We start from the raw sequence: 21,175 nt of genomic DNA on the forward strand, positions 1-21,175 counted from the left end.
ATGAAGTAATAAAAATCTGACCGAATATTTTAGAAAGGGAATAAATAATGCTGTTTATTAAAAATTAATTATCAGCGTATTTATTATTTATTCCCATTTCCGTTCTAGCGAGTTATTAATAAATTTCTTTATATCGAATTTATTAAATCTTTAATTAGTTTGCTTTAACTGTTGGTTTAGTATCACGTGCAGCAATGAAGCCGTAGAAGATATAACCAAGTAGTGTCAGAATGGTACCGCCGAATACAGCAGTTGCACCACAAGCATACACACCATAGATACTGTAAAGAACAGCTAATGTACCTACAGTTGCACCAAGACGGTATTGCTTTTGAGATACCATGTTCTTGCGAAGTAGTACTTCAAGACCTGTCATCGATAGGATGTAAGGTACCATGTTAATAAATACTGCAAGGTTCAATAGTGCGTTGAACTGACTGATCAAGTTAGGAGAGATAGTCATTACCGCTAGTAAAATCTCCGCGGCTAGCATGATTAACATACCTGCAATTGGTACGCCTGCTTTGTTTGTTTTAGCAAAGATTTTAGGGAATAGACCTTCATCAGCCGCTGCTTTAGAAACTTGTGCGTTAGTGAACTGCCAGCCAAGTAGTGAGCCGATACATGCAATAACTGCTGCAAGAGTCACGATGTTACCTACAGTAGGGTTGAACATGTGGCTAAATACTAGACCAAACGGTGCAGTTGATGCAGCAAGCTCTGAGTTAGGAATAATACCTTGAATAACGCCAGTAGAAGCAATGTAAACAATCGCTGCGAAACCAGTACCAAATAATACAGCTAGTGGTACGTTACGCTCTGGGTTTTCAACCGCATCAGAGTTAGCACCAGCAGATTCAATACCTAGGAATGCCCATAAAGTCAGTGCGATACCAGAAGATACAGAGTGCATTGTAGTATCGTGATGTGGGTTCCATGCGTTCATGAATGTTTGTGGATCGAACCACCACCAACCGATGATAGATAGACCAGCAACAGGAATAATGATACCCCAAACAGTGAATGCTGAGATTTGACCAGTGATTTTCGCACCGCCAAAGTTAGCTACCATTGTGAAGATAAGAATAGCGACAACACCGTAGAATGTGTGCATTGGTGTATCAAGCCAAGGCATAAACGGTTTGATGTAACCTAAAGCAGAAACGGCAATAGCAACACAGCTAATAACCAAACACACGTAATAAGTATAAGATGAGATGAAGAAAGATGATTTTCCGTGTGCTTCTTCTGCGTAAGCTGACATACCGCCAGAGCGCTTACAAAATGCACCACATTTAGCGAATGTATAAGCAATACACATTGCGCCTAACGCAGTTACAATCCAAGATAACATTGAGATTGCACCAACTTGCGCCAAGCTTGCTGGTAGCATAATAATACCGGAACCCATCATGTTAACTGCAACAAGTACAGTTAAGCCGACAAGGCCCATTTTTTTAGTGCCAGTATCTGATGACATTATATTCACCTATGATTAGAAGGAGGCTAAATCTTATTTAAAATTAGATTTAGTTTTATTTAATAAACCTGATCCATGGTGAATTAATTATTATATAAATAATAAGTTTTTAATTATTTCATTGAAACGAGTACTAATAAAATAATTAAAATATAACTCTATTTTGATAAGAATTATATTTTAAGTTGAACTCTATTTCCTTGAGTACGAGATATATAATGCGCTGTTTTCATAAAAATAAAACCGTAAAAACGGAATAAAGCATTGCATTTTTAGTGTCCAATGTTGCATTTAGTATCATTATTCGTTCATTTTTTTTGTAGATCAATTCAGTTAGAGCGATTGCTTAAAATTAAAAGGTATTATTTACAATGAGTTAAAATTCTCACATACTGATAATGAGGATGTGTAAAAACAAAGACGATAAAAATACTTATTCTATTTGCTTGAATGGATAGTCACTTGTTTTAGATGATTTTTTTTTGATTATCTATTTAAGCGATACTTAACTTGTATTATTTTTAATGTTAATTAAAAGCATAATTATATTGCTTATAGGTATGTTTTTAAGGGTTTGGTTGCGGTATTTATTGTTTTTATGCTTTTAAGGGATTAATTGTTGTATGTGTAAAAATCCCCCGCAGTTACCTGCGAGGGATTGAAAGGCAGTCACGTTATCGATTTAGTCGATTATAGTGCGTCTTTTTTGATACAAAGAACGTGGTATTTACCGTCTTCGATTTCAGCGCCTTCAGTTTCGTGTTCGAAACCAGGGAATTCTGCATCCCATGCTTCTAGTGCTTTCAAGTACTGGATTTGAGGACTTGTATCATCACCGAAGTTTTCGCCACCCATTAGCATTGGAATGCCTGGTGGGTAAGGAATAACAGAGTTCGCTGCAACACGACCAACAAGCTTGTCAGAAGGTACTAGCTCTACTTCATCAGATACGACAAACTGATAAGCAGTACGTGGCTTCACTTCCATTTCTGGAAGGCTTGAGTAAGCGTGGTTCAGTACTTGGCTTGGGTTATGACGTACTAGGTACTTGTACATACGCTCGCCAAGATCTTTCAGGCCAAGACCACGGTAAACTTCTGGCGCAGAGGCTACTAGCTCAGGCAGTAATGTTTCGATATCTGCGTTTGCATCGTAGTGACGCTTGAATGACAACAATGTGTTGATCAATGTGTCACGCTTACCTTTAGTAATACCCATTGAGAATAGGAACATTACTTGGAAGTCAGTAGTACGTGTTGGTACGATACCGAAATGGCTTAGGTATGCTGTTACAAGTGCTGCTGGAACACCGGTTTCTAGGAAGTTACCGTTGTCGTCAAGACCCGGAGTTAGCAAGCTAACTTTGATTGGATCAAGCATACACCAGTCATTGTCGATTTCGTCAAAGCCGTGCCACTTGTCACCAGGAGTCAATTTCCAGTTCTGTTGGATAGTCATTAGAGACTCAACAGAAGCGTCTTCGAAATTAACTTTATCACCGTTCATTTCGGTAACAGTTTCAGCGTTCCAAGGCTTGAAGAACCAATCGTTTTCAGCCGTGTAATCGTTGAATAGTTGACGCATGTTTTGACGGAAGATGATCGCTTCGCGGTTAACTTCGTTAGTTAGCGATAGACCACTTTCGCCTTTCATCATGTTCGCAGCAACATCGTTAGACGCACAGATTGCGTATAGTGGTGATGTTGAAGTGTGCATCATGTAAGCTTGGTTGAAACGATCGAAGTTAATCGCGTTTTCACCGTTACGTACGTGAATGTATGATGCTTGAGACAATGCATTCAATAACTTGTGCGTTGAGTGAGTTGCAAATACTGTAGGACCTGTGTGGTCTTTAGCATCGCCACGCATTGCGAAGTGACCCTTGTAGATAGGGTTAAAACGTGCGTAACCAAACCAAGCTTCATCCATGTGAATACGGCTAGAGCTTTCGCCTAGTAGCGCTTCAGTCACTTCTGAGTGGTAACATAAACCGTCGTAAGTACAGTTAGTTACTACAGCGTAGCTTGCTTTTTTCTCATCAGCGTTGAAGGGAATGCCCGCATTTTTCGCTTTAAGCGCAATGCCTTCTTTGCTCATTTGAACTTTGCTGATTGGACCGATGATACCGTAGCAGTTACGGCTAGGCACCATGTAGATTGGACGCGCGCCAGTTAGGATCAGACCTTGCTCGATTGATTTGTGACAGTTACGGTCACAGATAGCAATGTCATCATCTTTCATACATGCTTGCATGATAGTACGGTTTGAACCTGAAGTACCTACGATACCAGAGTAAGACTGGTGAGCACCGAAGATCTTAGCCGCTTCAACTTCTGAATCTTTAAATGCGCCACTGTGGTCAAGTAATGAGCCTAGTGCAGCACGTTCGATACCCATATCGGTACGGAACAAGTTTTCGCCGAAGAATTCAAAGAATTGGTTACCAGCAGGGGTCTTAGTAAAACCGATACCACCTTGGTGACCTGGTGCAGACCATGAGTACTCATGGATGTCGTTGTAGTGCATCATCGCTTTCATAAACGGTGGTAGCACTTGTGCACGGTAACGACGCATAGAAGCAACGATACGGCCAGCAACGAAATCAGCAGTATCTTCTAGTACTGAGTAACACTCATCAACACGTTCCATTAACTGGCGGTTGTTAAGAATAGAGGTACGAGCGCGTTCTGCTAGTAGAAATACTGGCACTTCAGATTGACGTGCTTGTAGTGCTGCTAACAAATCAACTTCTTCGTGAGAGTTAACGATTTGCTCTTCAGTTTTTTCTAGTGCTAATACTAGGCTGTCGATTTGAGAAGACAGAATAACTGCGCGTGCATCTTCGTAAGAAGTTGCAGTGATGATTTCGATAGAGCGATTTTGTAGTTCAGCAACGAGTGACTTAGTTGCACGATCTGCAAAGCTGTTTGGCGTAATATTTTGGTGCTCAATAACGAGAGCACGCATTTTATTATTAGTACTATTGTTGTTCATAATAATGCCTGAATAAAATAATTAGTGGCAGATGTGTTTTACCGCAACATAGATTTATGAAGTAATAAAAATCTGACCGAATATTTTAGAAAGAGAATAAATAATGCTGTTTATTAAAAATTAATTATCAGCGTATTTATTATTTATTCCCATTTCCGTTCTAGCGAGTTATTAATAAATTTCTTTATATCGAATTTATTAAATCTTTAATTAGTTTGCTTTAACTGTTGGTTTAGTATCACGTGCAGCAATGAAGCCGTAGAAGATATAACCAAGTAACATCAGAATGGTACCGCCAAATACTGCGGTAGAACCACAAGCGTACACACCATAGATACTGTAAAGAACAGCTAATGTACCTACAGTTGCACCAAGACGGTATTGCTTTTGAGATACCATGTTCTTGCGAAGTAGTACTTCAAGACCTGTCATCGATAGGATGTAAGGTACCATGTTAATAAATACTGCAAGGTTCAATAGTGCGTTGAACTGGCTGATCAAGTTAGGAGAGATAGTCATTACCGCTAGTAAAATCTCAGCGGCTAGCATGATTAACATACCTGCAATTGGTGCGCCTGCTTTGTTTGTTTTAGCAAAGATTTTAGGGAATAGACCTTCATCAGCCGCTGCTTTAGAAACTTGTGCGTTAGTGAACTGCCAGCCAAGTAGTGAGCCGATACATGCAATAACTGCTGCAAGAGTCACGATGTTACCTACAGTAGGGTTGAACATGTGGCTAAATACTAGACCAAACGGTGCAGTTGATGCAGCAAGCTCTGAGTTAGGAATGATACCTTGAATAACGCCAGTAGAAGCAATGTAGATGATTGCAGCGAAACCAGTACCGAATAATACAGCTAGTGGTACGTTACGCTCTGGGTTTTCAACCGCATCAGAGTTAGCACCAGCAGATTCAATACCTAGGAATGCCCATAAAGTCAGTGCGATACCAGAAGATACAGAGTGCATAGTTGCTGAGTGGTGTGGATTCCATGCGCTCATGAATGTTTGTGGATCGAACCACCACCAACCGATGATAGATAGACCAGCAACAGGAATAATGATACCCCAAACAGTGAATGCTGAGATTTGACCAGTAATTTTCGCACCGCCAAAGTTAGCTACCATGGTTAGAATAAGAATAGCGACAACACCGAAGAATGTATGAATCGGTGTATCAAGCCAAGGCATAAACGGTTTGATGTAGCCTAGCGCAGAAACGGCAATGGCAACACAGCTAATAACCAAACACACGTAGTAAGTGTAAGATGAGATGAAGAAAGATGATTTTCCGTGTGCTTCTTCTGCGTAAGCTGACATACCGCCAGAGCGCTTACAAAATGCACCACATTTAGCGAATGTATAAGCAATACACATTGCGCCTAACGCAGTTACAATCCAAGATAACATTGAGATTGCACCAACTTGCGCCAAGCTTGCTGGTAGCATAATAATACCGGAACCCATCATGTTAACTGCAACAAGTACAGTTAAGCCGACAAGTCCCATTTTTTTAGTGCCAGTATCTGATGACATTATATTTACCTATAATCAGGAAGGATATAAACGCTATATATATAGTTTATTTATCGTAATGAAAAATAAAGTCATGCAGCTTAAATAATATAAATAAAAGGTAATTGTTAAATTATTTTTTTTGATTATGTTAGCTAACAAAAAAAATAAATTAAAAAATACTTAGTTCTATTATTTTTATTTAATCGCATTGCCGTTTAGCTATTTAACGAGGGCTATGATGCTGCTATTTTGATAAAAAAAAAACCGTAAAAGCGCAAAGAAACGTTGCATATTTAGAGAGTAATGTCATAAATAATATTGTTATTCGATTCCGGTTTTTTAAGAAAAATAGGTGTCAAATCGAAGTGATTATTGTTTTTTTATTTTAAAATCCATTTATAACAAGTGGTTGTGTATTTGTTTTATTTAAAATATTGCTCTTACTTAGAATGATAAAGTTAATATATTTAAATAGTTATGCGAATGAAATGAAATTAAAGTCGTTTTAATTTGTTTTTATTTTTTTTAAATAAGGGATTAAGATATATTTAATCTATCTCTAATGAGCATTTTTTTGATGATTATTAGATTTTTTATCGCCCTATTTATATGTCATTTATTTTAGCTATAAAATCGTTACTGACTTTCAAGTGGTTAAGTGGTTAAGTGTTAGTATGGTATTTATTTTTGATATTCTGGTGGTATCGTGAAGCATAAATTAGGTTTTACATTAATAGAGCTTGTGATCGTCATTGTCATTTTAGGTATCTTAGCCGTGATTGCTGCACCTAAATTTATGAGTATACAGTCAGATGCACGTAAGGCAGACTTACAGCAGTTAGCGGCAACCTTGAAATCGACTATTGCAACGGTGAATGCGAAAGCGATGATTGAGGGAAAGGAAACGGCATTAAGCGATACTGTTGATGGAATCGCAATAGCTAATGGTTATCCGACGGCAACAAACAGCGGTATTGTTCAATCCTTAGCTTCATCGAATGCTTGGTATCATTATCCTATTGATATAAAGAAACTTGCGTTAGGTGATCATTTTTGGAGTGATTGGGCAGGCAATAAGCTGCAATTAAATACGGGGATGATGGTCTTTTCATTAAAGAATTTATCAGGCCTTACGCAGTCACAAATTTTAAATCGTCATTGTTATGTAATGTATTTTGATTTAGCGGCGGGTGATGCGGCGTCTGGAAAAGCGCAGTCGAACGCTAACGATGGTAAATCTACGTCAGGTTGGCGAAATAAGTTATATCAGCTACATAAGAAAATTTGGCAGAAAGGAATTTGCCCTTATGTATTAAAGCCATTTAAATTAGATAGCTATTTTACTATTTGTCATCAGCCAACAGAGGGTAAAGGTAGCGCAGGTGATAATTTACCTAGTCTTAATGCTCCTATGATTAAAGTTGTTGATGATAAATGCTGATATAAGGTGAATGATGATATAAAAAGGCGCAAGTAAGCGCCTTTTTTAATTATTGCGTTTTATGGGTAACAATTAAGCCGGCGTTACTCGTGAAGTACCATCGGCGCTTTCATTTATTTGAACGCGTTCGCCTGTATGGAACATTACTTGAGAGTTGACCTGTTGGACGATTGAAACGGTACGACCGCTATCCATTTTTATGGTTAGGTTAACACCATTACGCTTAGTCACCTGATTACCTGCGGCATTACCTAAATAACCACCAAGTAATGCACCACCAATAGAGGCAATTTCAGAGCCTGTTCCGCCGCCAACCCCTGATCCTAGAATGCCACCAATAGCCCCTCCGGCTAATGTGCCAATCCCATTACCATTACCATTTAGAGTCACCGCTTGAGTACGTACTACCGTACCGTAATAGACTTGTTGCATTTGACGCGCATCATTTACATTGTAGGCATTGCCATAAGGGTTGGTCGCACAGCCAGCGAGACCGAAAGTTGAGGCTATAATGATGACAGCAAGAAGTTTGGTTTTCATTGAATATGCTTCGCTAAAAATACAGTGTATAAAATAATTGTTGCTAATTTGAGCCTTTTTATTTAGAAAATAAAGCAGTAAATCTGATTTTACAAAAACAATTATTTGAGATCACTAACGAAAGCTAGGTTTATTTAGCATGACCACTTTTATCTGCATGATAGGTATTGATAAAACGATCATAATAGCTTTGTAATTGCTGTGCTTGTTGATGCTCGTGCAATTGATTCAATAATTCAATACCCACTTCACAGGTACATAAATTGCCATCTTGTTGATTACGACGTAGGGCATAAGTCGATGTTTGCTGGGGCGTTAAAGCAATTCGAGGTAATTGGCTTAACCATGGACTTTTTCGTACCATTTTTCGTGCTTCTTGCCAGGTTGCATCAAGAATAATGAATAATATTTTACGATCATTGTCTATCGGTAGTGTTAGATGCATGGGGGGGTGTTGTTCATCGCTAGGAAAAACTAACCATGGTTGATAATGAGGGTTCTGTAGCTGATTTAATAATGCTTGTGGTGGTTCTGTTCGGTGCCACATTTCGACGCGGCAACTAGGCTGTGTACGGGTCATTAACACACCAGTATTGGTATCTTTATTGCGTTCGCGTGAATGAGTAAGAAGTACAAAGTCGGCCGTTGATTGTAATTGTGGTTCAATATCACAGATACAATTAAATTGAAAACCGCAACGCTGACAAGCCATAATTTCTCTCGAAGTAAACAATAAAGGTGGCAGTGTGGCATAACGCCACCTTTGAGTCACGATAGAGAATAAGATTGGTATATTTATTGACGTTGGAGAATTAACCCTTCAACCCCTAACTCATAGGTTTGGCCATCGACAGTCTCTTGTTGAGTACTTAATTGTTCTGAGTGGGGATCATAACTATAGATACGTTCGCTATTTAATGGTCGCCCTTGATGGGTTGTCATGGTCACTTTTACACTGGTTGGGTTAAGTGCTTGCCAATGACCGGTTTCAAGTAAATCTGGGTCACCATTAGTATAAGTGTAAGTTGTTGTTGCAGCATGATCATCAGCTAAGTGGAGATGTGTAGTTAATCCCATTTCGGTATCACTTTTATAGTTACCTACCCATTGTGATTCAGCAGGATCACTTTTAAAGGCGGTAGGCATCCAACTCGCACAGCCTGATAAAGTTGTTGCCGCTAACAGCAATGCAAGTGATAAACGTGGGTATGTCATTTTATACTCTCTATGGTAGGCTCAATTTCAACATTGAAATTAGCACAATTAGGACAATCAATGGCGTATTGGTTATTTAAAACCGAACCAGATACCTTTTCAATAGACACTTTAAAACAACAAAAAGTTTCACCGTGGGAAGGGGTTCGAAATTATCAGGCAAGAAATATGCTACGAGATGAGATTAAATGTGGCGATCAGGTATTGATTTATCATTCTTCTTGTAAAGAGATAGGGGTTGTTGGAATCGCTAACGTGGTTAAAGAAGCATACCCTGATCATTTCCAATTTGAGCCGACAAGTGCTTACTATGATCCTAAAGCGACGCCTGCAAACCCGCCATGGGTAATGGTCGATATAAAGTATCAGCAACATCTACGCTTAGTGAGTTTAGCGCGAATGAAAAAAGTACCTGAATTAGCTGAAATGCCATTAGTTAAACGGGGTAATCGACTCAGTGTTATGCCCGTGACAGCTGCGCAATGGCAACAAATATTAGTCATGACTGGGCAATTTTAAAGAAAGCAGTGACAACATAGTGTGCTATGACTGTCACTGATTTATGTTATAGCTAAGAGAAACTTACAATGTTACCGAAGGCGTTAATAAATGTTGTTCTAAATAGTGCGCGACTGCTTCATCAGCGTTAGAGCCGATAATTTCATTATCAGGTAGTGCTAATTTCACTTTTTCGTGTGAGGTACTCATAACAAGACCTTTACCTGCCATTGCTAGCATTTCTGCATCATTCATACCATCACCAAAGGCGATACAGTCAGCCAACTTATAGCCTAGAGCTTCCGCTACCGCTTGAAGTGCATGACCTTTTGATACGCCAGCATCCATCACTTCAAGACACCATGGAGTCGAAAACGCAATATTGGCTTTGTCACCAAAATGCGCATTAAAAATTTGTTCCCATTTCACCAGAGCTTCATGATCGCCATCTTCACGGGTAAAGAAGACTTTAGCGACGTTTTCAACGGGAGGATTGTTAGCATCATACAAGTGATAACTAAAGCTATCATGGAATTCTTTTAATTGCTCATTGTCATGATTAAGTAGCCATTGATCGCCACAGTAGATATGAATATGTAGCGCAGGATCATTTTTGGCGAGCCCAATGACACCACGAATAACTTCAGCACTCAGATCTTGCTGAAAGACGAGTTCACCTTGAGTGTTATGTACGCGGGCACCATTAGAGGTGATCATATAGGCTGGAATGGCTAATTTTTCACGTATCTCTGCAACATCAATATGATGACGACCTGTTGCAAATACGAAATTTATTTGTTGTTGGGCAAGACGTTGTAATACATCACGGGTAAATGGCGCGATTTTATGTTCGGGATTTAATAATGTGCCATCTAAATCTGAAGCAACAATTTGATACATGAACACTCTCAATAAATAGAAATATAGCGAAAATAAAGATAACGAGATCGAACGTGAGTCGGTAATCTTAAACTACTATGAGAGATAAAAAGGGGTTGATGTTAGCAATAAATCTTTCCGCTTTTATTTTTGTGATGGCGTAGCCTTTTTGAGGTTATTTACGGTTATGGTATAGCAAAGTAGTTGCAAATTTCAGTTAAAGCAATATTACGATATTGATCACTTTCAAATAATAATTCGTGATGGGCATCAGCAATTGTTATTAGTTGACTACAGTGTGGTGTTTGTTGGCAAAAATGATGATGGGCTTGATTATCGACAATATGATCAGCACTACCTTGTAATATTAATGTTGGGGTACTGATATTTTTTGCTTCAATAAGACATTGACGTGTTGCCGCAATACTTTGCCAGACCCAGCGATTACTGGCGCCGCCTAAGCGTAATTGTGGTTGTTGTTGGTAGAGTATTTTAGTCCATTGAAAACGAATATTACTATGGGTTAATGGATTGTTCGCAAACGGTTTAGGGTAATAAGAACGTTGTCCTGGCGCATAGGTTGGTTGACGATGAATATAATCATTAAAGCGTGCTAGCGGTTCGGCAAAAAAACGCAATCCAGGCTTTATATAAATACCATGCATTGGTGCACTTAGCACGGCTCTATCAATCAGTTTAGGGTAGCGTGAAAGCAGTAAACTGCTGATTGCTCCACCCATTGAGTGACCTAATAAAAAGAGATGTTGGTAGCCTTGGGGTTTAACGATATCAGTAATAAAAGTATGAAGGTCAGTCACGTAATTATCAAATTGATCGATATAACCCATTTCGGTATCAGCTATTAATCGTTGTGACATTCCTTGGCCACGATGATCAAGGGCATAGATATGATAGCCCTGATTGATTAAATCAAAAAATAGCTCTTGGTATTTGCAATAACTTTCGATACGGCCATTTACAATTACAATCACTTTATCACTTTTACCAGGGGTTAAACTAACCCAACTTAATTGGCATTGATTAACACCCAGTAATGTGCCCTGATGCCGTTGTTGCCACAATGCAGTAATTGGACCTGCCATCATAGTATTAAAGCTAGCTTCTTGTGAAAAAGGCACGGTGGAGAGGATCATAACGTTTCCGAAAGTTGTGAACTACGAGGCAAAGTATTGAATGATATTGGTATCGACAAGCTATCTCGTTGCTTATTATCATTTTTACCAGTATACATGATTTATTGACCATAGCGGAACAAAGCAATAAGTTGCTTGTTAATCAAAGATTAAGGTATAACACGCTTTTTAATTATTTGATACGATCAGAAAGGAGTATCAATGAGCGTTGAGATTTGGCTAGCTTACGTTGTTGCTGCTATTGTTTTTAGTTTTGCACCTGGATCTGGCACTATTAATTCGATCAGTAATGGTATGGTTTATGGCTGGCGTAAGTCATTAGCATCCATCGTTGGTTTACAATTAGGAATGGCGGTTCATATTGTTTTGGTGGGGGTTGGATTAGGTGCCTTGGTTGCTCAATCTGTTGTAGCATTTACATTAATCAAATGGATTGGCGCGGCATATTTAATTTGGCTTGGTATTCAAAAGTGGCGCGAGCATAACGCATTATCTATTGAAAATGTTGATCAATCAGTGACCGCTGGGTGTTTGTTTCGACGCGCGGTGCTGGTGAATTTAACCAACCCTAAAACGATTGTATTTTTAGTTGCTTTATTTCCACAATTTATTAATGCAACTCAGCTGCAATTACCACAATTACTTATTTTAGGGGGAACGACACTCATTATTGATGCCAGTGTGATGCTATTTTATGTCAGCTTAGCGTCGCGTTTTACCCACTATATTCGTTCAGCGACTGTAATGACACGTCTTAACCGTATCTTTGGATCAATGTTTATTGGTTGTGGTGCATTACTTGCTTTAGCTCGTGCATAATATAGATGATATTTCGAGGTTGGTATCTTGTGATAATCTGCCATTAATTGTTGTGGTCTAAAAGGGTATTATTTCCATGTTTTCTTATGTTGCTCGTCAGCCTATATTTAACCGCCGCCAACAAACGATTGGTCATGAGCTGTTATTTCGTGATGGAGAGTGTAATGCTTTTCCTGTGATTGATGCTAACGAAGCAACATGTCGACTTGTACTGGAAAATTATATGGCCATTGGTAATGATCATATCTTAAAAGGTCAACGAAACTTTATTAATTTCCCTCACAATTGTTTAGTAAATTTAATGCCATTGCTATTACCAAAAAATAAAGTGGTTATTGAAATACTAGAGACTTGCACTCCTAATGATGAGCTGTTTTTAGCGATAAAACATCTTCATCAAAAGGGGTATGTGATTGCACTTGATGATTTTGAGTATGACAGCAGATGGCAACGTTTCTTTCGTTATGTACATATTATTAAACTTGATTTATTAATGCTGGGTTTAGAAAAAGCATGTGACTTTGTACGAAATAATCGCCATTTAAAAGTGAAGTTTTTAGCTGAAAAAGTTGAAACGTATGCCGCTTTTCAAGCATCACTCGTAGCAGGATTTGATTTTTTTCAAGGTTATTATTTTAGTCGTCCTGAAATATTAAAGCACCGCAAAGTTGCTGCATCTGAATTGATCACTATTCAATTATTACAAGCCATTAGTTGTGAGCCTGTTGATTTTGATAATATTGAAAAGATTATTAGTCGTGATGTATCACTGTCTTATTTATTACTGCGGTATGTGAATAATGCTAATCATCGACTCATTGAACCCATTAGTTCATTTCATCAAGCATTAGTGTATTTAGGGGAAGATAAACTGCGAATGTTTGTCGGTGTGGTTGCAACCGCACATGCAGCATTAGATAAGCCAAAGGCACTGTATGCCCTGTCATTACAACGGGCTAAGATGTGCGAAGAATTAGTGAGTAATAGCATATTAACCATCCCTAAAGAGCAGGCTTTTTTGGCTGGCATGTTCTCATTATTAGATGCGTTATTAGATAATTCGTTAGCAGATTTATTAGTGTTATTAAAACTTCAGCCTCATATTCAGGCGTCATTACTACATCGGCAAGGAGAGCTTGGACAAGTATTAAATTTAGTCGATGCTTTTGATAAAGCTGATTGGCAGCAAGTCGCAATCGAGTGTAGCGGTCTAGGATTATCAGAACAGCAGGTGCAAAAAAGTTATTTACACGCCGTTACATGGGCAGAAAAATGTACCAAAATTGATTATACAAGATAATCCGTATAAATTTCTTCAAATTTCAAATGTCGTTCGAAAACTTGTTTGCTTTTACTATTCCAATAGTAACTCCGCGTATTTATATAAAATATTTGGTAGTTAGATAGCCGTTGATTGAGATCAGCAGCCAGCGCTTAGGCTTTATCACTGTCAAGACCGATTAAATTGGTTTGGTGTGCCATGGTTGAGCCCTCATCAATGATTAAAAACAAAATGTGTTTTTGTTTTGATGAAGTCAGTATCTATTGTAATGATAGTTTTAACTTATAATTACAATGTAATCAAAGGTTAAGCAACTAATGAAGTTGAGTCGCAATGCTCACTTTCACAAGGAATAATACCGCAGATGCGATGACCGGCTTGTTTACCTTGCAAATACCCTTGTTCTAGTTTGTTAAGGTTGCGAGTTAAACGGCCTACATGGAAATTTTGATTAGGTGCAATGACCGTTACAGTGCAATCTGCGGGCGGATGATTAATAAAATCAAGGGCGGCATTATAACGACTGGCACGTGTCATTATGGCTGCTGCAAAAGCGGGATGATCATGGAACATCGATTTAATTAACCACGGTAGTTTAGTTTCAGGTTTATGAAATCCAAGCGGTTTAGATAAAATAACGGTAATTTCACGTGCGCCACGCCGATAGGCTTCAATAACGGGAATTGAATCACCAATGCCGCCGTCGCTCATTGCAACACCATCAATGGTTGGATTATGACGATAAGCAACAGGTAGGGCGCAGGTCGCTTCCATTAACGGAGTAATATTATGACGTGTGACCTTAATATATTCTGCAGTGCCTGTTTCTATATTGGTTGTTGTTGCGTAAAGTGGAATTTGGCGTTGTTCATACTTTAATAAATTAAGCGGTAAATAACGCGCAGTTGTACGCCATAACCAATCGATGTCTGTCAAATGACCACCATGGGTAAAACGAGAAAAATTAATAAATTGTGGATCGCGAGAATATTGAGTAATAATTTTATGGCTGCGGTCATAATTACCACTTAAATAACCAATTAAATTAGTGGCTCCTGCTGAAACACCAATTGCAAAGTCGAACGGCAAATAGTTATTTTCAAGGAATGCATCCAGCACACCGCTAGCAAAAATACCACGCATTGCACCACCTTCAACGACTAATGCATGGGGCGTGTGTTGGATTGTATTCATTGAGTAACCTATCTATTTAACTGACTTTTCTCTAATGTCAGGATAAAGATATTTACGGCAATAAAAAATTCGATTTTTCTTATTGCTGTGATAGGTAAAATTTAATCGTTAGGTTAATGGTTAATGGTTAATGGCAACACGTTGGCTTAATACCTTGATACAAGCTGCTAATGCGGGATTAAGGGTTTTAGTGGTGGGATAACATAACCCTAACCGACGAAACATACGTGGTCCTTCAAGCGGTACAGTCACTAATTGATTAGCGCTTTCTAATACACCGGTAGGTAGAAAAGAGATCCCTAATCCCGCTTGAACTAAATGCATTACTTGGGTCTTATGTTCAGCTTTGGCGACTAAATTAACCGATAAGCCATCACATGCGAGTAAGCCAATGGTTTGTTGATGCGCCTCACACGGTGGACATTCAATAAAATCATGCTGATGTAATTGTTGTGGCGATACACTGGTTAAACTTGCGAGTGGATGATCAGGCAGCATACATAGAACATAATCTTCATCCCATAGTGGCAGAAAAATTTCATCTTCAGCTTTAAACATATCTAACGTTAATCGTGCATCGGCTTTTTTATCGTGATCCACCAATTCAATTAAAAGATTAGGAATGTGTTGATGCAGTTGTGCCAACACCATTGCTAACTGACTTTGACTAAGATCGGCAAAATTGGCCAATGTCAGCGGTAAACGTTCAGTACGTTGCTGAAAAAGTTGTGGCAGCGTATTAACATCATTTAATAATCGAATCGCTAATGGATAGAGGTAGTGCGCTTCATCGGTAAGGTTAACCCCTTTTTTATGGCGCACAAAAAGCTGTGTCGCTAGCTCTTGTTCTAATTGTTTGATGCCACTTGATATAGAGGGTTGAGAGACACAACAACGTTCTGCGGCTAAGGTGATATTTTTTTCTTCATAAACAGCAATAAAAAACCGTAATAAGCGTAAATCCATCAGTTACTACTCGATCGAAAAAGACCTTATTAGCCTATCACATTGTTGAAACTGATAATGGCTTGTTGTTATCCATAGTTTTTGTTGATGATAAACCAAGGAAATAGATATTTTTCAGCCGTAGTCATTCGTTCTATAGTTATTGCCATCAACAGCATCTTAGCTGGCTGCATCAAGTGTGCGGTTTATTCTAGAGGAAAAAAACATGGCAAAATCTTTAGTTGTGATCACGGGTGCAAGTTCAGGTATTGGTGAAGCTACTGCGCGTAAATTAGCAGCAGAAGGGTATTCTTTATTACTTTTAGCTCGCCGCGTTGAAGCGATGGAAGCATTAAACCTACCCAATACATTGTGCCGTAAAGTGGATGTGACAGACGTTAAAGCAATTGCAGCGGCGGTGGCAGAAGCGGAACAAAAATTTGGTCCGGTAGATTGCTTGATCAATAACGCCGGTATGATGTTGCTTGGTCTTGCTGATGAACAGGATCCTGCTGAATGGCAAACGATGTTTAATGTTAATGTGATGGGCATGCTAAACGGCATTCATGTGGTTCTTGCGGGGATGAAAGCACGTAAAACAGGTACTGTTATTAACATCAGCTCAATCGCAGGTCGTAAAACATTCCCTAATCATGCGGCTTATTGCGGAACTAAATTTGCGGTTCATGCTATTACTGAAAATATTCGTGAAGAAGTGGCTGATGATAATGTACGCTTTATTACGATTGCCCCCGGTGCCGTTGAAACTGAACTACTAAGCCATACTAGCAGTGATGCAATTAAAGCTGGCTATCAAGAATGGAAGCAAGGCATGGGTGGAGTGATTGCGCCACAAGATATTGCTAATGCGATTAGTTATGCTTATAACCAGCCTCAAAATTTATGTGTGCGTGAAATTGTATTAGCAGCAACACGTCAACAACCTTAACCAGTAGGTAAAATTACTGCCAACAATGAGTGAGTTATCGGTTAATTGAACACTGTAATAGATACTTGCTGCTAAGTGGCTGCTATATTCAAAGCAGAGCCGTAAATGATTATGGCTCTGCTTTTTTGTAGTTGCTATTTATATAAGGGGCCGTTAGTGAGAGAAAAAATAGGATTTTTTGATTTACTGCGAGTGGTTGCTGCCTTGGCAGTTGTCGTGATCCACGTCCTTGGTCCTTATCGTGATCAGCTTGGTCAAATACCCGATTGGCAGTGGATGAGTGCGATCACGATCAATAGTCTTAGTCGTTGGGCTGTGCCGGTATTTATTATGATCACAGGTGCTTTGATGCTCAGTGATCAGCGGCCTTTTGAACCGGTTTATTATATTAAACGGCGATTTGGAAAAGTGCTGATTCCCTTTTTAGTGTGGTCGGTATTTTATGCCTTTTTCTCTGGCTTAACGGTGCATGGTTTTGATAGTGCACTAAGTTGGTCGGTACTAAAAAAATTACCAATTCATGAAACCTATTATCACCTTGGTTTTTTCTATTATTTTATTCCGCTTTATTTGCTGATTCCGGTTATTCAGTGGTGGGTACAAAAAGCCGAACCGGGGCAAGTGAAAGGGGTCATTATGGTATGGCTGCTGATCACCGGCTTATATTTGTTTTATATTGACGGGTTATGGAGTGAAACTTATCTACTTTATAGCGGCTACTTATTGTTAGGCTATTGCCTGTATCAATACCGTTGGCCAAGTTTAATGGTGCTATTGCCATTAGCGCTGATCGCCGTTGTGATAACTGACTATAGTGTGATTAGCCATAGTTTTGCCGCTGGTGAATATAAAGTCGGTCGCTGGCTGTCATATAAAACCTTGAATACAGTGCTGGTTGCAGCAACGGTGTTCTTACTTTGTCGTGTGGTGAGTGATAAGTTAAGTGCGGCTACTCAAACTCGATTAAGCTGGTTAAGTAAATATAGCCTTGGGGTGTATTTGATCCATCCCATCTTTTTATGGCCACTGCGACAATATGATCTTTATTTTGCCAATCCGTTAATTGCGATTCCAGTATGGACAGCAATTGCAGCGAGTTTAGCTTTAGCGACCAGTTGGCTATTGAGTCGTCATCGTTATACCGCGTGGTTAGTGCCATAACCGCATTTATTATCTGTTTGCTCATTAGATAATGAGCAAACAGAGGGATATTTATTGGCGTTGTAATGCGAAATGAATAAATTGTTGACCGCGATAGGTCATCATGCCTTTGTCGCCGGGATTTAAGGCGTGGTAATAATGAATTCCTATCATGAATTCACGTTTAGGCCCTCCTGCTAGTGGCTGTACATAAAACCAATATTCTTCATCTTCCTCTCCTGGCTGTGCACCAATAATCCGGTTACTTTGTTTGTCTAAAATTTGAACCTCAATTTTTTTTTCTGGTGCATCAATACCTAAGATATGGCGGCGATAGTTATAGACAAAATAAGACAATGCCAATAGTAATAGCAGGCACAGTACGACAATAATCCATGTCGGCATTCCCAAACTCCTTGGTGGTTAATAAGCTATATTAAATAAAGACAACGATATTATTCACAGCAAATTTATACATACCTAACTTTGGATAATAAAATCGTGATCTGAGTACAATTATTTGACTAAAACACTGTGTTGAATGGGTAGCTTAGGTAAGGTAATTGTAATGGAAGATTTAGAGAGGTGATGATGGAGATTGAACAAGTTATTGAGCGATCACGTCAATTAGAAGACTTATTACGCCAACATTATCACGCTAAAGGGACTGACTTAACGCAATTAGTACAGAGCTGTGATAATCGTTTTTCGGATGATATTGTGAATAAGCTTCATAAAATCATTGTGATACGTCAGGAGTTAATGACGGGGGAGAGTTTTATCTCAGAAACTAATCATTATCAACTGTTTATGGACTTATGTGCAGAGTGCGAAGTGGAGTTAATGCCGCGTAGTAGTCGCTTGGTATGGGGAGTGGCGATCTTACTTCTTGGTGGTATTACATTAGCGGCATTAGGGTTCTATCTTTATCATTGGCAACATATTACGTTATAACGAAAGAGCATAGAGATAATTTAGATAAAAAAATGGCGCCATTAGGCGCTATTTTTTTGTTTCTTGAATAAAACTTAATAAATGATTGGGAGTGTCATTAAACCAACAACAACCGCAATCATTACAAGTCCTTGTTTTTGTGAGTGTGTAAGCATATTTTTAATCCTTAAGTGTGAGTTTATTTTTTCTTGACAATAAAGATAACATGATTTTAATGGCATTGACAGTGCAATGTGGCGATTGTGTCATATAAAAACATTTTAAAATGTCGATAATGGCTATTTATTACTATTAAAACAGTATCTTTTGCATTGTAAATGTAATGTTAATCATGTGATGCTGGGTTTGATGCTTTTTTAGTTGTTGTTTTAATTGATTTTTATTTTATTTTTCCTATTTGTTTCTGTTTTTATTGGCATGTTTGGTAAGTTTTTATTAAAAAAACAATAAAAACAGAGATTGATTTGTTGTAATGCCATTTGGTGGTTATTTTTGAATTATACTGTTGGTTTGTAATTGGCATTGTATGCTAAATAGCTAAGTTGTTGGTTTTTCATTTTTTTAAGTAATAAAAAATGCCGTTTTCATTGTGTGGGTGGTAGTTGGTGCTGATTTTTATTATTTACCTTTTTTATGGTTTGTTTTGTATTTAACTGATTGTATCTTAGAGTATTATTTCTTTAATTTTTCACGTTATTTTTGTTTTTATAGCTAAGTTATTAATGTGTAATGCCATTATTTACAGTGTTTATCACTGTGTGAGAATGATGGCCAAATAAAGTAGATTTTAGATTAGAGACAGAGATCTGAGTCAAGCTTGCTATCTTTAATTAATTATTTTCATATTAATTTAATGAGGCAAAAGGATGGCGGATCAACAATGGCAATGTGTGTATAACGCCAGCAATAGTTTAGAAGCACATAGTCTTAAAGGTTTATTAGAAAATACGGGTATATCAGTACGCTTGGCGGGTGAGGCGTTAGCGGCGGCAGCGGGTGAGTTACCGATGGGCGTGATAGAAGTACAGCTATGGGTTGCTGTCTCTCAATGGCAGCAAGCTTTAGTCGTTATTGAGGGGTATTTACGTAATGATTATCATGATTGGTATTGTCGGCATTGTGGCGAGGTTAATCAGGGGCAATTTGAATTATGCTGGCAGTGTCAGCATGATAAAGAACAATAACGGCATAGTATCGGTACGAATAAGATAATTAAAGCGAGCATCAATGCTGTTGCCCGCTCAATTAGGTATTACATCATGTGCTTACGACGAATATCCAGCAACGCAAAGATACCAAAGATTAAAATTGACCAATGCTCCCAACGCGACATATTGATTTTATCACCAAATGCACCAACGAAAATCAGCATTTGTAAACCGTGCATCATGAACAAAAATGCAGTCATGATGTAGAGTGCTATCGCCGAAACCCCAGGAAAAGGGTGAACGATATTAATGAATAATACGAGCCATACTAAGGCTATCGCTATTTTGGCAGTAATGATCAGTGCTTTCATGGTTCCTCTCTGGAAAATAAGCGGTAGCAGACTTGGCCAGCACTTTTTTCGCGATGTAAATGCCAGTGGCTAGGGATTGCCAACTGACCTAATTCCTTTTCAGCTTCAATATAAATCATTGCATGTGGTGTTAACCAGCCATTATTTTCTAACGCTGTGATAACATCCTGAATAAGATCTTTTCGAAATGGTGGATCGATAAAAACAATATCGTGTGGTGTCCCTGTTTGTGACAAAAAGCGTAAACTGTCGCTATTGATCACGGTGGCATTGGTTGCTTTTACTGTGTTGAGGTTGATTTCAAGTTGTGCCGCTGCTTTTTTATCAAGTTCAAGCATGGTGACACTTTCAGCACCACGAGAAAGCGCTTCAAAACTTAAACCACCACTACCAGTAAAGAGATCAAGGCATTTAGATTGATAAATGTCTTGCGCTAACCAGTTGAAAAGTGTTTCTTTGACACGGTCAGTGGTTGGACGGAGTCCTTCGACATCATGAACGGGTAATTTGCGTCCACGCCATTGTCCGCTGATGATTCTAACGAACCCACCAGGACGATTATTTTGTGTTTTGCGAGTTGTTTGCTGTCTTCGCTGCGTCATAGATTTTTTTGACCGTTAAGAAAATGATAGTATACACCTGTTTTTAGGCCGT

General features: G+C 38.6%; 21 protein-coding genes. 8 read left to right on the forward strand and 13 right to left on the reverse strand.

All coding sequences use genetic code 11. The features are described 5' to 3' along the window. Positions 1-154 precede the first annotated feature (154 nt). The 3 genes from potE (OC457_RS00355) to potE (OC457_RS00365) form a co-directional block, all read right to left on the reverse strand. Positions 155-1,480, reverse strand: coding sequence for a putrescine-ornithine antiporter (potE, locus tag OC457_RS00355; RefSeq protein WP_262054064.1), 1,326 nt, complete (start codon positions 1,478-1,480; stop codon positions 155-157). Between the two features lie 690 nt (positions 1,481-2,170). Beyond that, positions 2,171-4,474: an arginine decarboxylase gene (adiA, locus tag OC457_RS00360; RefSeq protein ID WP_256383464.1), complete on the reverse strand. Its 2,304-nt coding sequence runs from the start codon at positions 4,472-4,474 to the stop codon at positions 2,171-2,173. Between the two features lie 210 nt (positions 4,475-4,684). Further along, positions 4,685-6,010, reverse strand: a complete 1,326-nt coding sequence (gene potE / locus OC457_RS00365) for a putrescine-ornithine antiporter (RefSeq protein ID WP_262054065.1) — start codon at positions 6,008-6,010, stop codon at positions 4,685-4,687. 688 nt (positions 6,011-6,698) lie between these two features. Between potE (OC457_RS00365) and OC457_RS00370 the strand changes: the two genes are divergently transcribed. Next, positions 6,699-7,433, forward strand: coding sequence for a pilus assembly FimT family protein (locus tag OC457_RS00370; protein WP_080174254.1), 735 nt, complete (start codon positions 6,699-6,701; stop codon positions 7,431-7,433). 72 nt (positions 7,434-7,505) lie between these two features. Here OC457_RS00370 and OC457_RS00375 read toward each other — a convergent pair whose 3' ends face one another. From OC457_RS00375 to OC457_RS00385, 3 genes are all read right to left on the reverse strand, one after another. Next, positions 7,506-7,973, reverse strand: coding sequence for an outer membrane lipoprotein (locus OC457_RS00375; protein ID WP_080174255.1), 468 nt, complete (start codon positions 7,971-7,973; stop codon positions 7,506-7,508). Positions 7,974-8,103: 130 nt separating this feature from the next. Next, positions 8,104-8,685: a tRNA-uridine aminocarboxypropyltransferase gene (locus OC457_RS00380; protein ID WP_080174256.1), complete on the reverse strand. Its 582-nt coding sequence runs from the start codon at positions 8,683-8,685 to the stop codon at positions 8,104-8,106. Between the two features lie 83 nt (positions 8,686-8,768). After that, positions 8,769-9,188, reverse strand: a complete 420-nt coding sequence (locus OC457_RS00385; RefSeq protein WP_080174257.1) for a hypothetical protein — start codon at positions 9,186-9,188, stop codon at positions 8,769-8,771. A gap of 60 nt (positions 9,189-9,248) precedes the next feature. Here OC457_RS00385 and OC457_RS00390 point away from each other — a divergent pair, with 60 nt between their 5' ends. Further along, positions 9,249-9,707, forward strand: a complete 459-nt coding sequence (locus tag OC457_RS00390; protein ID WP_080174401.1) for an EVE domain-containing protein — start codon at positions 9,249-9,251, stop codon at positions 9,705-9,707. A gap of 63 nt (positions 9,708-9,770) precedes the next feature. Here the strand turns inward: OC457_RS00390 and OC457_RS00395 are convergent, their stop codons facing one another. Both OC457_RS00395 and OC457_RS00400 read right to left on the reverse strand, forming a co-directional pair. After that, complete coding sequence (locus OC457_RS00395; RefSeq protein WP_080174258.1) at positions 9,771-10,586, reverse strand: Cof-type HAD-IIB family hydrolase; 816 nt, start codon at positions 10,584-10,586, stop codon at positions 9,771-9,773. Between the two features lie 164 nt (positions 10,587-10,750). Then, positions 10,751-11,719: an alpha/beta fold hydrolase gene (locus OC457_RS00400; RefSeq protein ID WP_235866921.1), complete on the reverse strand. Its 969-nt coding sequence runs from the start codon at positions 11,717-11,719 to the stop codon at positions 10,751-10,753. Between the two features lie 201 nt (positions 11,720-11,920). On the opposite strand from OC457_RS00400, the gene rhtB reads away from it, so the two are divergent. Together rhtB and OC457_RS00410 are read left to right on the forward strand one after the other, a co-directional pair. Then, positions 11,921-12,538, forward strand: a complete 618-nt coding sequence (gene rhtB, locus OC457_RS00405; RefSeq protein WP_080174259.1) for a homoserine/homoserine lactone efflux protein — start codon at positions 11,921-11,923, stop codon at positions 12,536-12,538. A gap of 76 nt (positions 12,539-12,614) precedes the next feature. Beyond that, positions 12,615-13,838, forward strand: a complete 1,224-nt coding sequence (locus OC457_RS00410) for an EAL and HDOD domain-containing protein (protein WP_080174260.1) — start codon at positions 12,615-12,617, stop codon at positions 13,836-13,838. 288 nt (positions 13,839-14,126) lie between these two features. Here the strand turns inward: OC457_RS00410 and OC457_RS00420 are convergent, their stop codons facing one another. Then, complete coding sequence (locus OC457_RS00420) at positions 14,127-15,014, reverse strand: patatin-like phospholipase family protein (RefSeq protein WP_080174261.1); 888 nt, start codon at positions 15,012-15,014, stop codon at positions 14,127-14,129. A gap of 120 nt (positions 15,015-15,134) precedes the next feature. Then, positions 15,135-15,980 (reverse strand): LysR family transcriptional regulator, encoded by an 846-nt coding sequence (locus OC457_RS00425; protein ID WP_080174262.1) that lies wholly within the window; start codon positions 15,978-15,980, stop codon positions 15,135-15,137. Between the two features lie 205 nt (positions 15,981-16,185). Here OC457_RS00425 and OC457_RS00430 point away from each other — a divergent pair, with 205 nt between their 5' ends. Together OC457_RS00430 and OC457_RS00435 are read left to right on the forward strand one after the other, a co-directional pair. Beyond that, on the forward strand, positions 16,186-16,908 hold the full coding sequence (locus tag OC457_RS00430) for an SDR family oxidoreductase (protein WP_080174263.1): 723 nt from the start codon (positions 16,186-16,188) through the stop codon (positions 16,906-16,908). 156 nt (positions 16,909-17,064) lie between these two features. Beyond that, complete coding sequence (locus OC457_RS00435; RefSeq protein WP_080174264.1) at positions 17,065-18,069, forward strand: acyltransferase; 1,005 nt, start codon at positions 17,065-17,067, stop codon at positions 18,067-18,069. Positions 18,070-18,120: 51 nt separating this feature from the next. Here the strand turns inward: OC457_RS00435 and OC457_RS00440 are convergent, their stop codons facing one another. Next, entirely contained in the window at positions 18,121-18,453 is a 333-nt protein-coding gene (locus OC457_RS00440) for a DUF2500 domain-containing protein (RefSeq protein ID WP_080174265.1), read from the reverse strand. A gap of 183 nt (positions 18,454-18,636) precedes the next feature. Between OC457_RS00440 and OC457_RS00445 the strand changes: the two genes are divergently transcribed. Continuing rightward, positions 18,637-19,002: a DUF4145 domain-containing protein gene (locus OC457_RS00445; protein ID WP_080174266.1), complete on the forward strand. Its 366-nt coding sequence runs from the start codon at positions 18,637-18,639 to the stop codon at positions 19,000-19,002. An 866-nt stretch (positions 19,003-19,868) separates the two neighbouring features. Next, the gene (locus OC457_RS00450; protein WP_080174267.1) at positions 19,869-20,186 is read left to right on the forward strand and encodes a putative signal transducing protein; all 318 of its coding nucleotides are present in this window, start codon (positions 19,869-19,871) and stop codon (positions 20,184-20,186) included. 68 nt (positions 20,187-20,254) lie between these two features. Here OC457_RS00450 and OC457_RS00455 read toward each other — a convergent pair whose 3' ends face one another. Both OC457_RS00455 and rsmD read right to left on the reverse strand, forming a co-directional pair. Beyond that, positions 20,255-20,521 (reverse strand): DUF1145 domain-containing protein, encoded by a 267-nt coding sequence (locus OC457_RS00455; protein ID WP_080174268.1) that lies wholly within the window; start codon positions 20,519-20,521, stop codon positions 20,255-20,257. Further along, positions 20,518-21,123 carry a 16S rRNA (guanine(966)-N(2))-methyltransferase RsmD gene (rsmD, locus tag OC457_RS00460; protein WP_045031620.1) on the reverse strand — a complete coding sequence of 202 codons (606 nt, stop codon included), beginning with the start codon at positions 21,121-21,123 and terminating at the stop codon, positions 20,518-20,520. Before rsmD ends, OC457_RS00455 begins: the two co-directional genes overlap by 4 nt. Positions 21,124-21,175 lie beyond the last annotated feature (52 nt).

The organism is Photobacterium toruni (genome assembly GCF_024529955.1).
In the GTDB taxonomy this organism is placed as follows: domain Bacteria; phylum Pseudomonadota; class Gammaproteobacteria; order Enterobacterales; family Vibrionaceae; genus Photobacterium; species Photobacterium toruni.